The organism is Cognataquiflexum aquatile, from assembly GCF_003316845.1.
GTDB classification, from domain to species: domain Bacteria; phylum Bacteroidota; class Bacteroidia; order Cytophagales; family Cyclobacteriaceae; genus Cognataquiflexum; species Cognataquiflexum aquatile.
Map to the genome: position 1 here is coordinate 915,247 of NZ_QMIK01000001.1, position 12,315 is coordinate 927,561.

Sequence of the window (12,315 nt, forward strand, 5' to 3'; positions counted from 1 at the left end):
TTTTCGACTGTTTATATCTGTTTTTAAGGACTTTATATACAATTGTTTAGCATTTAGCCATTTACATTAAACAAATCTTATTCTGTTTATCTTATGTGATTGAGGTCTCACCCAAACAATATTTCAAAAATCCATTTTAACTAAAATCATTAATCTATGAACACCCTATTGACAGCAGATTTGATTGGTCTTGATAAGATCATCAACAGTGATCCGGTAGCCATAACCTTCTTTATTGGTTATATGGCAATGTTTGCTTCGGCAGTTTTCTTTTTCGTTGAAAGAAGTTCTGTAAGCGACAAGTGGAAAACTTCCCTATTGGTATCCGGTCTGATAACCGGTATTGCCGCAGTACATTATTATTACATGAGAGATTTCTATTTGCAAACAGGTCAGAGCCCAACTGCCTTCAGGTATGTCGATTGGACTTTGACTGTTCCTTTGATGTGCGTAGAGTTCTATTTGTTGACCAAGCCATTTGGTGCCAAAACAAGTACTCTAACCAAATTGATTCTTGCTTCCTTGCTGATGCTTATTACCGGTTACATCGGTGAAACCTCAGGAATTGAGAATAACGTAATGTGGGGAATTATTTCAACAATTGGGTATCTCTACATTGTGTATGAAGTATTTGCAGGTGATGTTGCCAAATTGGCTAAGAGCTCTGACAGTCCGGCTCTAGGTAGAGCAATGTTCTTGTTGAAAATATTCATCACATTAGGTTGGTCTATCTATCCTTTGGGTTACATGGTGTTGCCAGGAAACCTACTATCAGGTGCATTTGAAGTAAGCAGCATAGACTTGTTCTACAATTTGGCTGATGCCATCAACAAAATCGGTTTCGGCTTGGTAATTTATTCGGTTGCCATCTCTGAAACCAACAAAAACAAAAAAGTACAACACGCTTAATTAAATTAGAAAAGGCTTCTCTTGGACAAGAGAGGCCTTTTTCTTTATCAACCCAAGAGACCCATGGTAACCTACGATTACATTATCACAGGACTTGGATGTGCAGGTTTAAGTTTGGTTTACTATTTACTTGACAGCCCACTCAAGGATAAAAAAATCTTACTTATCGACAACTCATCCAAAACTGAAAATGACAGAACGTGGTGCTATTGGGCAGAAAAACCACTTGGGATACATCCAAAAAATACTCCTTTGGTTTATTGGGATTCAATCAGAATTACTGAATCCAAAAAATCGGTTTCAGCTGATCTTCAGAACCTGAAATACTTTCATGTCAAATCTTTAGATTTTTATAAGGAGATAATCGAAAAAATAAAGCAATTTCCCAATGTCTCAATTTTAAAAGACAGCGTGGAAAAAATTGAAAGCATTGTCGGAGGTCCAGTACAAGTTTTGACTTCCAAATCCGGTGTTTTCAAGTCTAATTTTTTATTTAACAGCATTCCTTTTCCTTCACAAAGGAGCGAAACTCAAATTTTAAAGCAATCATTTGTCGGCTGGAAAGTTTCATGCAAAAATGATTATTTTGATCCAAGTGCTGTATCCATGATGCATTTTGTCACCGATCAACAAAGCAAAACTGATTTCTTTTATATCCTTCCCTACAATAAGAAAGAAGCGCTCATTGAATACACCCTCTATACCAAAAGTGGGGTAGAAATGTCAGAAATGGAGAAAAAGCTTTCTGGGTATTTGGAACAAGAACTTGGAGTATCCGAATATGACATCACTTTCAAAGAATCCGGTAGCATTCCGATGACTACTCTTGAAATCCCGCCTCACCAAGACCCAAAGATCATCCACCTTGGCACATTGGCCGGCTGTTCAAAACCATCTACAGGATATACTTTCTATGATATCCAAAAACACTGCCTGTCCATTGTAGCAGAATTGCAGAAAACCGGAAAAGTAAACTCGAGAAGGTGGAATAGAAATCCAAGGTTTAGATTTTATGACAATATCATTTTGAATATTGCTGTCAAGTGGCCCGGTGCATTGCCTGATATTTTCAGACAGATGTTTTCTAACAACCAAGCCAATCTAGCCCTGAAATTCCTTCATGAAGAAACAAGCATTTGGGAAGAAATAGGGCTTCTTTCCAGATTGAAGTTTTCAATTTTTCTTAAATCACTTCTGAACTATGAGAGGCATTGAGACTGCGGGGAAAATTATTGGGGCAGCTTTGGGAATCAGCTACCTTTTGTTTTTCGAAGGAAATGAAATGTTTCAATGGATTTGTTTTGGAGCAATACTGATTACAATCGGGATTCCCCACGGTGCGATTGACCATCTTTTGCTTAACCCTGTTGTAGGCAGAAAAAATCTGATCAGATTCATCTTTAAATATCTGTCAATCATCGCAGTCTATCTCGCAATTTGGCTTATTTTCCCTATTTTGGCTTTGGCAGCGTTTCTTATTATGTCTGCTTACCACTTTGGACAAAGTCATTTTATAAAGCTACCCCTAAAAAAACTTGAAAGATTGACCTACCTGATATTAGGGTCCTTTTTCCTGAGTACTATACTTTGGGGCGACTTCCACTACACCACCTCCATTTTGACTAACATCACTGATGTGGGTTTCTTGGGACCTTATGGCACAGCCGTCATTTTGTTTACTTTTGGATTATCAGCTATTCTTATTACCGCCAATTTGGGCAAAAAAGGGATTTGGCTATTGCTTGAAATCAGCCTTCTTGGTTTGTTTTTATACCAGCTTCCACTTCTTTTGGGTTTCATCATTTACTTTGGTTTTTGGCATTCATTACCAAGCATGACCGAAGAATTTGAAGCATTGAAAGATTACCTTGAAACAAAAAAAATTAAAAATTTTATTAAAAAACTCTTGCCCTTTACACTGATGAGTTTGATGGGAATGTCCCTGATTCTGATGTTTTTCTACAACATAATGGAATCTGATAAACTCACCTTGCTTTTCTTTATCTTGGTGTCACTGATTTCTGCACCACATATTTGGTATATGAATTTATTTTTGGATGCAAGAAAAAATCAATACTGACCGGTACTCATCAACACCAAAGTACAGGCTTCCCACGTGTCTATCCCTTTTTCCTTTGCCAATTTCTCAAACTCAGGATTCTCAGTGCCCGGATTGAAAATAATTCTTTTTGGCTTCAATGAAATGATGTAATCATACCACTCCGGCTGGTTTTGTGGACCTAGGTAGAGGGTTACAGTATCAACATCTTTAATTTCCGGTTTTTCTTTGATGTTCAAAATTTCATTGCCAAACAACACGCCGGTTTTGATTCCTACAGGAACAACCGGTATTTTACGTTCAGAAAACATCTCCGCTGCCAGATAGGCATACCGGGAAGGGTTGGTAGATGCTCCAATGATTACTGTTTTTTTCATAATTTCTATCCTCTGCTTCCAAATACCCTATCACGCTCAAAAGTCTCGATATGCCTCTGCTTTTTACTTTCAAATATATCTTCCAAGGTGATCAAAATGCCGGTTTCTTCCACCGCACCAAACTCATCATTCATCGCAGTACCAAATGACTTCATGGTAGGCGACAGGTTCATATAGGTATTGATCAGAGGAGGGATATTTTCCCCCAAGGCACGCACTCTACTGTTGAGAACCTTGTATCCTTCTTTATAATCCAGGCCGTTGAGTTGCTCGGAAAATTCTGAGATATCAGTTTCATAGGTAAGAAGCAATTCAGGATGTGGCGCCACCAGCTTTTCATTGTCAGGAAAATAATACTGCATAAAATACAGCAAAAAATCCCTTGCTTCCCTGTTATAATGCGGATACATCGTGACTTTTCCAAAAAGGTATTTGATATCAGGATTGAGTTTTACCACGGCACCGAGTCCGTCCCAAAGGTTGTCCAATGAAAAAATCCCTTTCCTGTTGTCAAGGCTAGGTTGGTATTGCGGCTGGACAAATGACCTTCCCAGCTCAATGGTATAGGGTATATATTCTTGTAGAAATTTGTCAGAAAATGTAAATAGATGGGCTGTAGAAAGGTTGATATTTCCGTCTTTATCTGTGCCGGCCTCTTTGCATTTGATCAACCTATAGCCTGCCACAATTTCCTCGTCCTCAGGGTTCCAGGTGATAAGCTGTTGGTAACAATTCGGAAGAATGTCATTGTCATCAATATCCACAGATAGACCTGTCCCTCCGCCGGCGTACCTAAATGTCAATTCCCTTAACCTCCCGATTTCCCTCATGGTATTTGGGGCATTGTGGTGATTGACCAAATAGATCAGGTTGTTTCCGTTGTTGGAATAACGCAAAAACCTCTCGGGAGTAAGTTCCTTTTTAATTGATTCTCTGTCTACTGCAGGGATTACCGGTTGCATAAATCTATCATTTAGGCCATTTTATACACAATCTGCTTTACTTCCTCGGCCCATTCGCTTTCATTTTTTGACTTATCAAAATAACTGTAAGGAATTGGTTTTCCTATATGGATGATGACTTTTTTACCTCTTTGTGAAAACATTTCATCCGGCAAATAAAACATTTCAATGTTTGTTTTGATGCCGATTCGCTTCCTGAGATTGGCGAAGTTATAGAAGAAATTTGAATTTCTTCCTTCAATATAAACCGGCACGATGTCCTTTTGGTACTTTTTGGATTTGCTTATAAAACTTTTCTTCCATTCCAGGTCTTTAATTCCGACTGGCTGCTTTCGCGACACCAAACCTGCAGGAAAAACCAAGACAGCGTAGTTTCCTGCATAGGTCTCTTCTATCAATTTTGAGACATCCCGACTGTTGGTTCCCAACTTATTTACAGGGACAAATAAGGGCTCAAAATTTTTGATATTGGTCAGAATATCATTGACCAAAAACCTAAGGTCAGTTCTGTATTTGCCCAAAGCATACATAAAGGCTATTCCGTCCATTCCGCCCAAGGGGTGGTTGGAAGCAAAAATAACAGGTCTGTCAAGGGGGATATTTTCGGCACCGGTAAGCGTCACTTCCACACCGAATTCACCAATCAGGGCATTGACAAACTCCATTCCCTGAAGATGACCAATATTGGCCATCACTTTATTTATCTCATTTTCATGGACAACTTTTTTGACATAATTGATCACAAAACTTGGTAGCCACCTATGCAGCCCGGGGTTTTTGCTTTTGAATACTTGGTCAATGTCAATAAAAGGCTTTTGGTTTTCCACTTGGTAAAAGGTGAGGTCAATCGATGATAAAGCAGGTTTCCTATAACTTGCTAGATACCAATGTGAATCGAAAACCATCGGTATTGCAAGTTTCTTTTTTGTGGTTTTGAAAAAAGCACAAGCCTAAAAATACAAATTTTTTAAATTGGACATGCATAAATTAAAGGCTTTGAAAATTAGTTTTCTTGAACCAAATGAGGTGCAAAATGTTAATTGACAAAACACAGACAAATGAAACTCGCCATCACAGGACCCACTTCAGGAATCGGAGCTGTAGCTTTCTCCCAGCTTACCCCATATTTCGATGAGATTTTTTTGGTCGCCCGAAATGAATCCAAAGCCAATAAGCTGATCCAATCCCTCTCACCCAATGATCAAAAAAAGGTGACATTCATCTATTGTGACTTGACAGATATGGATACAGTAGTGTCGGCAGCCAAAAGCATCAAAGAAAAAACGGCCATTTTGGATGTATTGATCAATAATGCAGGCGGGATTTTTCAAAACAAAGAGATTACCAAAGATGGATTTGAAATGAGCCTTGCCGCCAACCATTTGGGTCATTTCCTTTTGACCCATCATCTCCTGCCTTTGCTCTTGGCCTCCCCAAGTCCAAAGGTCATCAATGTAAGTTCAGAAGCACACCGTGCTGCAAAAGTGGACTTCAATGACTTGAATTATGAACACAAAAAGTTCAGTTCATTCCTATCCTATGCCAATGTGAAGCTTTTCAATATTTTGTTTACCAAATCCCTTTCAGAAAAATTCGGGGAAAAAGGATTGCGGGCATTTGCACTGCACCCCGGTGTGGTCAAAACCAATTTCGGAAATGAAACTTCAGGGTTATTTGGTTTTTTTTGGAAATTGTCAGCTCCATTTATGATTACTGCTGAGGAAGGTGCAAAGACCACCATCTACTTGGCCAAGACCAAAATCGATTCTTTGAAAAACGGTTATTATTTCAAAAAAAGTAGACCGGTAAAACCCTCCTCTGAAGCAAATTCAAAGAAAATGAGAGACAGACTTTGGAAGGAAAGTGAAATTTTGTTGAAAAAATGGCTATAATATAAGCAAGCAGGTAAACAAAAAGGAGGATAAATATCCTCCTTTTTGTTTACAATTCATCCCAGTTCCATTCTTCATTAATCTGGCTGATAGCGTGGTGTGCGGTCAGGTCATATTGACAAGGAACGATGGAAACGAAGTTATTGGCGATAGCCCATTCATCATTGTCTTCACCTTTGTCGAAGTTTACAAAATTGCCTGCCATCCAATAGTATTTTCTTCCATTGGGGTCAAATCTTTCAGAAAATTCTTCCTGCCATTTGGCATGTGCCTGCCGGCAGACTTTGACTCCGCGGATCGGTTCATTTCTTTTGGGTGGGAAGTTCACATTCAGGGCAACTCCCTTAGGAATGCCGTTTTCCAATACCTGTTTTGCGATTTTATAAACATAATCTTCTACATGGCTAAAATCTGCTTTGGAGGAATAATCGCACAGACTGAAGCCAATGGATGGCAACCCTTCCAAAGCTCCTTCTATCGCAGCTGACATTGTCCCTGAATACAGAACAGAAATAGAAGTATTGCTGCCGTGGTTGATCCCGCTGACTACGAGATCCGGCTGCCGGTCTTTCATCACGTGGTGTTTTGCCAGCTTGACGCAATCCGCAGGAGTACCGGAGGATTTGTATGCAATTACATCCTCGAAAATATCTTCTTCGTAAAGTCTCAAAGTTTCACCGATGGTGATGGCGTGGCCCATTCCGGATTGGGGACTGTCAGGTGCCACCACGACTACATCCCCTAGTTTTTTCATTACATTTACCAATACCCTGATGCCTTTGGAAGTGATTCCATCATCATTGGAAACCAAAATCAATGGTTTTTTTGACATAAAAATTATCTAATTTGATTGTAGTAAGCTGTGATTCGAAGCAGATCACCTCTCTGATCGTGGGTTAGTCTGTTTTTTCTCATGAACAATTCCACCTCATCTGACCTGTCATATAGGATGTCCAACAGTTCTTTTTTCTTTTGGGAGTACTTCTGGATTTTTTCATCCTTGAGAAAATAAAAATTAAAGGCAAGTTTATAAGCACCTGACATCGGCGGTCCCCAAATAGGATTCATGACCATCGGGGAATACATTCCCATTCCCCTGTTGTCGGTAGTGATATATTCCCTGCACAGTAAGACGATGTTATTGCCCTCGGTCAAAACCTCAAAGAAAATGGGGGTCTCATATTCACCGGTAAGGGAATAAGGCAGAGAGTAGAAAGTCCTGACTCCACCATATTGTTCATCGAAGATTTCAAATTGGACCACACCGGAAGCACCAAAGGTTTCGATTCCGTTATTTTGGAGCTGAACAAGGTTGTTTTCCAGATCATATTTCAAAGTCCCCTGAAAAACCTGTCCGTTTGTAGTAGTGATTTGTCCTTTATGCCACATCTGTGAAGGGAATTGACCATTTTGGGCAAGTCCTGCCAGGATATTAAGAAAAAGGAAAATCAATGTCAGTTGTAAGTACCTCATCTCATTCAGTTGTTGGGTTCAAGTGAATAACGAATCCTAAATTGAATTGGTTGATACAATTTAAATTTTGTTCGGCAGAATATCGAATTTCAGACCAACAAATAGATTCATTATTTGACATTCTTAAGAATGGTATGCCCCATCTTATCTCGCTTGGTGGTCAGGTATTTTTCGTTGTGTGGATTGGGCGCTATTTCAATGGGTATTTGCTCCACTATCTGAAGCCCATATCCCAAGAGACCTACTCTTTTTGTAGGGTTATTGGAGATCAGCCTGATTTTGCTCACTCCCAAATCCCGTAGAATCTGTGCACCTACTCCATAATCTCTTTTATCCATCGGCAAACCGAGTGCAAGATTGGCCTGGACAGTGTCCATACCTTGTTCCTGAAGTTTATAAGCTTTGAGTTTATTCAACAATCCAATGCCTCGCCCTTCCTGATTCATATATAACACGACTCCTTTCCCTTCTTTTTCGACCATCTCCATGGCTTTTTGAAGCTGAGGACCGCAGTCACACCTGCAGCTTCCAAAAATATCCCCTGTAATGCAGGAGGAATGTACCCTGACCATGATGGGTTCATCGATTGTCCATGAACCTTTGATCAAAGCAAGGTGCATGTCATCTGTATTGGTTTGTCTAAATGCTATCAGGTCAAAATCTCCCCATTTGGTCGGCAGGTCTACACCTATTTCCCTTTTGATGAGGCTTTCATTTTTCAATCTGTATGCAATCAGATCTTTGATTGAAACCAGTTTGAGGCTGAATCTCTTGGCTACTTCAACGAGGTCGGGCAATCTTGCCATGGTTCCATCCTCATTCATGATTTCGACGAGAACTCCCGCAGGGGACAAACCTGCAAGTCTTGCAAAATCAATTGCAGCCTCAGTATGACCTGACCTTCTGAGGACACCTCCCCTTTTGGCTTTCAAAGGAAAAATATGTCCGGGCTTGCCCAATTCATCTGGATGAATGCTGTCATCAATCAAGGCACGGATGGTTTTGGCACGGTCGCTTGCCGAAATCCCGGTGGTGCAGCCATGACCAATCAGGTCAACAGATACGGTAAAGGGAGTTTCAAATGCAGCTGTATTATTGCCTACCATAAGTTGCAACCCCAATTGGTCACACCTGTCTTCTATCAATGGCGCACAAATCAGACCCCTTCCGTGTGTAGCCATAAAATTGATGATTTCGGGAGTTACTTTTTCTGCTGCGCAAATAAAATCCCCTTCATTTTCCCTGTCTTCATCATCTACAACAATGATAACCTCCCCATTTTTTATTGCTTTTACCGCCTCCTCTATTGGATCGAGTTGAATTGAATTTGACATGGTTGATTTTTGAATTCTATAAAATTTGATGGCAAAATTAGTACCCTTTGCTTTACGAAACAGGATTTCACCAATTAAAGTTTGGCTAATAACTGACAACGATACCTAATTGCCTGTCTATTTCTACCTGAAATTTTTTAAGTTCCATGTAGACTTCGATCCTTTGACTGATCACTCCAACGTCCAATTTCTCCTCATCAGCCTCTTTGATTTTATGTTTTGCCTCTTCCAGCAATTTTTTGATCACTTTTTTCTTTAAATGCAAAACATTGTCATATACGGTCTTGGCCAAATCATCCGCTTCATGATGGGTAAAAATCTGAAATCTTGTTTCCCAAAGGGTAGAAAGTTCATACTTTCTTGTGATCAAATGGATGACTTCATTTTTGACCTCATGGTCCCCAAAATTCAAAAAATATTCGGGTTGGGGAAGAACACCTTCAGCCAATGCATTTTTATAAATAGATAAAATTTTATTGAAAACAGCAGTCTCAAAGGTAAGTTCTGAAGTTTCCTGTAATAAATATTCACAAACCCTTGTCTCCTCGGAAACCATCTCAAATCCATAACTGACCAGAAGCCGCATCATCTCTCTTTCCTGGATATAGATAAGTGAAGAGGAAGAAGCAGGAGTTTCCTTGGTAGGGAGAAGGTCTTCAAAATTGGTTTCAGTCTCCGCTTCCCTTTGTTCGCGAAAGTATTTTTCTTTCTCAGTCTTTAAATAAATCTTGTTCAGCTCTGTCTGTATGATATCTTCATCGATGTCGAGAAGATTTGCAGACTGTTTGATATAGACTGACCTGATGATGGGGTCGGGAATTTTCCCCAAGCTGCTTACCACCTGACGGATGAGGTCGGCCTGCTTGATCGGATCTTTGGCAGCTTCTTCAGCATAAAGGCCGATTTTAAAAGCGATAAAATCCTGCGCTTTTTCTTCTAAGTATTCCTTGAAGGCAAGTGAACCGACTTTCCTGGAATAACTGTCGGGGTCTTCACCTGGTGGAAATACAACCGCTTTTACATTAAGCCCTCCTTCCAGGATCATATCAATTCCCCTAAGAGATGCTTTGATTCCGGCAGCATCACCATCGTACAAAACGGTGATGTTGTCCGTGAAGCGTTTGATGAGTTGGATCTGATTTTCGGTGAGGGAAGTTCCTGAAGAGGCAACAACGTTTTCTATACCGGCGAGATGCATGGAAACCACATCAGTATATCCTTCGACGAGGTAGCAGTTTGCTTTTTCCCTGATTGACTTTTTTGCCTGAAAAATACCATAGAGGATATCACTTTTGTGGTAAACCTCTGTTTCAGGGGAATTAATGTATTTGGGTTGTTTTTTTTCCTGGGTCAGAATTCTGGCGCCAAATCCAATGGGTTTTCCACCCAGATTATGGATAGTGAAAGTGACTCTTCCTCTAAACCTGTCATAAAGCCTTTCTGCTTCACCTTCTTTTTGAAGAATCAAACCTGCCTTCAATAAAATTTCTTCAGAATGTCCGGCTTGCTTTGCGGCTTTGAGAAGATGGTCCCAACCATCCAGCGCATAGCCCAAATCAAACTTTTCGATGATCGAGGGGTTAAATCCCCTTTCTTTGAAATAACTCAATCCGATCGCTTTGCCTTCTTCCGTTTGGAGGTTTTGTACAAAAAAATCCTTGGCAAAATTCAGAACTATATAAAGACTTTCTTTTTCATTATATGCCTGAACAGCCTCAGGTGTGGCTTGCTTGTCTTCTTCTATTTCGATCCCATACTTCTGTGCCAATTGTCTGATGGCCTCATTGAAACCGATGCCTTCGATATCCATCACAAACTGGATGGGATCACCGGCTTTGCCGCAGCCAAAACATTTATATATCTGCTTGGCGGGGGAAACAGAAAATGATGGAGTACTTTCATTGTGAAAAGGACAGCAAGCCCAAAGGTTCTGCCCTTTCTTTTTCAAAGGCACATAATCATTGACCACCTCCTCGATGTCCACCCTTTCTCTGACCTTGTCTGTGGTATTTCTGCTGATCACTTTTTTCTAAATTTTTGGGATCCAAAGATAAAAAGTATTCCATCAATAAATAGGAAGGATCCAATACGAAACTTATTGAGGTGGAAGAAAGTTAAGCAAATTGAAACATTTAATGTTTTCAACACCACATAGGTTTTTCAATTCCTATAATTATAGCCTATTTTGCAGACGGGTTTACCTAATCAACAATGAACATAGAAAAAAGCGAAATTTTAAAAGCACTTTCCAAAGTCCAAGATCCAGATTTGAAAAAGGATTTGGTCACATTGGGAATGATTCAAAACCTGGTTGTAGAGGGAAAGAAAATCAGTTTTAAGGTTGTCCTCACCACACCGGCCTGCCCACTCAAAGAAGTCATCAAAAATAATTGCATAGAAGTCTTAGAGGAGACATTTGGAAGAGAGATTGATCTGGATATTCACATGACATCCAATGTGACAAGCAGTCGAACCAATGCTCCTTTGCTTCCCCAAGTCAAAAACATTATCGCCATTGCCTCAGGAAAAGGCGGTGTCGGTAAATCCACCACGGCCTCAAATCTCGCCGTGGCACTTGCCAAAATGGGAGCCAAGGTCGGATTGATAGATGCTGACATATCCGGTCCTTCCATCCCGATCATGTTCAATGTGGAAGCCGAACAACCTTCTGTAAAACAAGTGGATGGAAAGAATATCATCATGCCGATAGAACAATATGGTGTGAAATTGATGTCCATAGGATTCTTGACACCGGCTGATTCAGCAGTGGTATGGAGAGGCCCGATGGCAAGTTCTGCCTTGAAGCAATTTATCGGAGATGTGGAATGGGGAGAGTTGGATTATCTACTCATCGACCTTCCTCCCGGTACTTCTGACATCCACTTGACCATGGTACAGACTGTACCTGTGACAGGTGTTGTGATCGTGACTACTCCACAAAAAGTGGCTTTGGGCGACGCAACCAAAGGATTGACCATGTTCAGACAGCCCCAAATAAATGTACCCATCTTAGGTGTTGTGGAAAATATGGCTTATTTTTCGCCAGAGGAGTTGCCGGAAAACAAGTACTATCTGTTTGGAAAAGAAGGTGGAAAGAGACTTGCAGAGAGATTTGACGTTCCACTTCTTGGGGAAATTCCCATAGTCCAAAGTATAAGAGAAAGCGGCGATTCGGGATTTCCTGCCGTATTGAAATCAGGAATTACCGAAAAAGCGTTCTCAGCATTGGCAGAGGCAGTAGCCAGACAGATTGCCATCCGTAACGCGGAAAAAAATAAAACTGAAGTTGTACAAGTAAATTGAAAAAAT

12 protein-coding genes are annotated in these 12,315 nt (G+C 40.3%); 5 read left to right on the plus strand and 7 right to left on the minus strand.

All coding sequences use genetic code 11. The annotated features are described in order from the left end of the window. Window positions 1–156 precede the first annotated feature (156 nt). The 3 genes from DQW11_RS03770 (at window position 157) to DQW11_RS03780 (ending at window position 2,989) form a co-directional block, all read left to right on the plus strand. Complete coding sequence (locus tag DQW11_RS03770; protein WP_113922651.1) at window positions 157–909, plus strand: bacteriorhodopsin-like; 753 nt, start codon at window positions 157–159, stop codon at window positions 907–909. Between the two features lie 63 nt (window positions 910–972). Beyond that, entirely contained in the window at window positions 973–2,124 is a 1,152-nt protein-coding gene (locus DQW11_RS03775) for a lycopene cyclase family protein (protein ID WP_113922652.1), read from the plus strand. Next, window positions 2,111–2,989 carry a Brp/Blh family beta-carotene 15,15'-dioxygenase gene (locus DQW11_RS03780; RefSeq protein WP_113922653.1) on the plus strand — a complete coding sequence of 293 codons (879 nt, stop codon included), beginning with the start codon at window positions 2,111–2,113 and terminating at the stop codon, window positions 2,987–2,989. The genes DQW11_RS03775 and DQW11_RS03780 overlap by 14 nt, the downstream gene beginning before the upstream one ends. Here DQW11_RS03780 and DQW11_RS03785 read toward each other — a convergent pair. From DQW11_RS03785 to DQW11_RS03795, 3 genes are read right to left on the minus strand one after another with little or no spacing between them, the layout of a single operon-like run. Next, window positions 2,980–3,345 carry a CoA-binding protein gene (locus DQW11_RS03785; protein WP_113922654.1) on the minus strand — a complete coding sequence of 122 codons (366 nt, stop codon included), beginning with the start codon at window positions 3,343–3,345 and terminating at the stop codon, window positions 2,980–2,982. The two genes, DQW11_RS03780 and DQW11_RS03785, sit on opposite strands and share 10 nt — an antisense overlap. A gap of 5 nt (window positions 3,346–3,350) precedes the next feature. After that, entirely contained in the window at window positions 3,351–4,307 is a 957-nt protein-coding gene (locus DQW11_RS03790) for a GNAT family N-acetyltransferase (RefSeq protein WP_113922655.1), read from the minus strand. Window positions 4,308–4,318: 11 nt separating this feature from the next. Beyond that, window positions 4,319–5,134, minus strand: coding sequence for a 1-acyl-sn-glycerol-3-phosphate acyltransferase (locus tag DQW11_RS03795; protein ID WP_232826691.1), 816 nt, complete (start codon window positions 5,132–5,134; stop codon window positions 4,319–4,321). Between the two features lie 231 nt (window positions 5,135–5,365). On the opposite strand from DQW11_RS03795, the gene DQW11_RS03800 reads away from it, so the two are divergent. Next, complete coding sequence (locus DQW11_RS03800; RefSeq protein ID WP_113922657.1) at window positions 5,366–6,199, plus strand: SDR family NAD(P)-dependent oxidoreductase; 834 nt, start codon at window positions 5,366–5,368, stop codon at window positions 6,197–6,199. Between the two features lie 49 nt (window positions 6,200–6,248). On the opposite strand, the gene surE is transcribed toward DQW11_RS03800, so the two are convergent. From surE to dnaG, 4 genes are all read right to left on the minus strand, one after another. Further along, the gene (gene surE / locus DQW11_RS03805) at window positions 6,249–7,031 is read right to left on the minus strand and encodes a 5'/3'-nucleotidase SurE (protein WP_113922658.1); all 783 of its coding nucleotides are present in this window, start codon (window positions 7,029–7,031) and stop codon (window positions 6,249–6,251) included. Window positions 7,032–7,036: 5 nt separating this feature from the next. After that, on the minus strand, window positions 7,037–7,672 hold the full coding sequence (locus tag DQW11_RS03810; RefSeq protein ID WP_113922659.1) for a hypothetical protein: 636 nt from the start codon (window positions 7,670–7,672) through the stop codon (window positions 7,037–7,039). Between the two features lie 110 nt (window positions 7,673–7,782). Next, the gene (locus tag DQW11_RS03815; RefSeq protein ID WP_113923200.1) at window positions 7,783–9,006 is read right to left on the minus strand and encodes a bifunctional 3,4-dihydroxy-2-butanone-4-phosphate synthase/GTP cyclohydrolase II; all 1,224 of its coding nucleotides are present in this window, start codon (window positions 9,004–9,006) and stop codon (window positions 7,783–7,785) included. 85 nt (window positions 9,007–9,091) lie between these two features. Then, entirely contained in the window at window positions 9,092–11,029 is a 1,938-nt protein-coding gene (dnaG, locus tag DQW11_RS03820; RefSeq protein WP_113922660.1) for a DNA primase, read from the minus strand. 188 nt (window positions 11,030–11,217) lie between these two features. Here dnaG and DQW11_RS03825 point away from each other — a divergent pair, with 188 nt between their 5' ends. After that, window positions 11,218–12,309, plus strand: a complete 1,092-nt coding sequence (locus DQW11_RS03825; protein WP_113922661.1) for an Mrp/NBP35 family ATP-binding protein — start codon at window positions 11,218–11,220, stop codon at window positions 12,307–12,309. Window positions 12,310–12,315 lie beyond the last annotated feature (6 nt).

Bases quoted from the DNA above. Each gene is read 5' to 3' on its own strand.
- DQW11_RS03770 (WP_113922651.1), top strand. From the start codon at position 157: ATGAACACCCTATTGACAGCAGATTTGATTGGTCTTGATAAGATCATC.
- DQW11_RS03775 (WP_113922652.1), top strand. From the start codon at position 973: ATGGTAACCTACGATTACATTATCACAGGACTTGGATGTGCAGGTTTA.
- DQW11_RS03780 (WP_113922653.1), top strand. From the start codon at position 2,111: ATGAGAGGCATTGAGACTGCGGGGAAAATTATTGGGGCAGCTTTGGGA.
- DQW11_RS03785 (WP_113922654.1), bottom strand. From the start codon at position 3,345: ATGAAAAAAACAGTAATCATTGGAGCATCTACCAACCCTTCCCGGTAT.
- DQW11_RS03790 (WP_113922655.1), bottom strand. From the start codon at position 4,307: ATGCAACCGGTAATCCCTGCAGTAGACAGAGAATCAATTAAAAAGGAA.
- DQW11_RS03800 (WP_113922657.1), top strand. From the start codon at position 5,366: ATGAAACTCGCCATCACAGGACCCACTTCAGGAATCGGAGCTGTAGCT.
- surE (WP_113922658.1), bottom strand. From the start codon at position 7,031: ATGTCAAAAAAACCATTGATTTTGGTTTCCAATGATGATGGAATCACT.
- DQW11_RS03810 (WP_113922659.1), bottom strand. From the start codon at position 7,672: ATGAGGTACTTACAACTGACATTGATTTTCCTTTTTCTTAATATCCTG.
- DQW11_RS03815 (WP_113923200.1), bottom strand. From the start codon at position 9,006: ATGTCAAATTCAATTCAACTCGATCCAATAGAGGAGGCGGTAAAAGCA.
- DQW11_RS03825 (WP_113922661.1), top strand. From the start codon at position 11,218: ATGAACATAGAAAAAAGCGAAATTTTAAAAGCACTTTCCAAAGTCCAA.